Annotated in this window: 1 protein-coding gene; it reads left to right on the top strand. The window is 44.6% G+C overall.

The window, feature by feature from the left end; all coding sequences use genetic code 11:
* Window positions 1–2,142, top strand: a 2,142-nt coding sequence (locus C8P70_RS13675) for a choice-of-anchor J domain-containing protein (protein ID WP_133713851.1), incomplete at both ends; no start/stop codon positions are given.

Below are 2,142 nucleotides of genomic sequence, written 5' to 3'. Positions count from 1 at the left end.
GGTAGTGACTCTTGACCATAACGGGGATGCTTTGGCGGCAAATACGCGTTACGAGATTTTTGTCAGGGGTATTTGCGATAACGGCTCTAAGAGCGTCTGGTCTCTGTCTTATGTTTTTCAGACTTTATGCGACGTGGTTGCCCTGCCTTTTGCTGAAGGGTTTAACTCTGATTCAGTTACTTTTGCCTGCTGGACTATTATAGACGGTAATAGCGACATTCTGGAACTACCCAGCTTTTTAGGAGATATGAATGCGTGGACAGCCTTAGAAAATGCATCTGACAGTTATGAAGGAGATCGGACTATGAGATTTACAGCTGTGCCAGGCAAACAGGATGACTGGCTGATATCGCCTGCCTTTTTTTTGGAGAGTTCTAAAATCTATGCTCTCAAGTTTTTCTATAAAAGTAATGCGGACACTCAGATGGAGATTCTGCTATCCTCTTCCGGATTAGACCCGACAAATTTTACTTCTGCTCTTTCCTCTTCTAATACATATAAGAGTACTGCAGGACAATACAAAGAAAAAAAGCTTTACATTACCGGTATCTCAGGAGCAGTTAATATCGCCTGGTACGTTGCGGAGTCAGAAAATGATATGTTTATAGATTCAGTTTCTTTAGAGGAGGTCAGTTGTGTTCAGCCCGAGAATATCAAAGTTAAGCGGATTGAAAATAACCGGCTTATGGTGGAATGGCAAGACAATTTCAATTCGCAATGGCAATACGTTGTGCAGGATATGAAGGATGCCGGAGGGGTTAAAAAAGAGCGCACCACCACAGCTAATCCGCTGATTATCGATGCTGATCAAAACGGCAATCCGCTGCAGCCGGATACTGAGTACGTTTTTTATCTTCGATCGGAGTGTTCGGATACCGAATACAGCGAGTGGACCGTGCCTTTGGATTTAAAAACAGCTTGCAGTTCTTTTTCTCTTCCCTTTTGGGAGGGCTTTAACACGGCGGATGAGGACCGGCTGGCGTGCTGGACGATTGTTGATGCAGAACAAGACGGTTATATTGACCCATTATTGTCTTCGCAGTTAAATAAATGGGAATGGTCTGTCAATACCCCTCAGGAGGGTGACCGTTCGGCTTATTTTAGAGCTGCTCACTACAGTATCCAAAATGACGACTGGCTTATTTCTCCGATGATAAAAATGGAGGGAAAACGCTACGCCCTTTCCTATTATTTTATGACAGATCGCTATTCCGGAGCTGAAAAATTTGAGGTGCTTTTGTCGGAAAACGGCATTGACCTGGATGAGTTTACCACTGTTTTACAGCCTGCAGCGCTTCACGATACATACGGCAAGTACGAAAAGAAAACCCTGTATATAGAGGGCATAAACGGCGATGTCAATATTGCCTGGAGGCTTACCACTAAAAAAAGTGATTATTCTTCAGCACAGTTTTTTCTGGACAATATATTATTAGAAGAGATAGACTGTATCCCTCCGAATCAGGAGATAGAGTTTTCTAGAGTAGGAGAGGACAGCGCGTTTTTTTCCTGGCAGGACCCTTACAACAGCAGCTGGGAGTACTATGTTTCGGATTACGGGGCTCCTGCGGGCAGCGGCGTGTTTTCAAATACCACCAGTGTTTCGATTACCCGGGACGGCAAGGGCAATGCACTGCAGCCCAATACGGAATATGCGTTTTATGTAAGGTCGAATTGTGAGGCGGGCAAGTCGAGCAAGTGGGTCGGACCTGTTTGGTTTAAAACCCTTTGCAGCGCGTACAGTCTCCCGTTTTGGGAGGGGTTTAACAGCAGTTCCACCACTCTGGACTGCTGGAGAACGGTAGATAGTGCCAATGACGGGTACACTTGGTTAATGCCTCCTAGAGACCAGAATTTTTGGGGATCGTATAAATATGAATATTATGAAGGGGATCGCGTGGCAAGTTTTTTTGGAGAGAACAGGGTACATGACGACTGGTTTATTTCGCCTACTTTGAAGTTTGAAGGCAAATCGTATGCAATTACCTATTATCTTAAAACCGGAACTTCCTCGCCCATTAGCGGTTCTACCTCTAAGAAAGAGCTAATGGAAAATACGCACGAGGTACTGCTCTCCACCACGGGGATTGACTTATCTTCTTTTACCCGGGTATTAAAACCCATGACTGTGTATTTGGAAAA

The sequence above is a fragment of the Myroides indicus genome (assembly GCF_004364575.1).
Lineage (GTDB): Bacteria > Bacteroidota > Bacteroidia > Flavobacteriales > Flavobacteriaceae > Flavobacterium > Flavobacterium indicum_A.
Note: the sequence above shows the minus strand (reverse complement) of the source record. Positions and strands in the feature narration are given on the sequence as shown.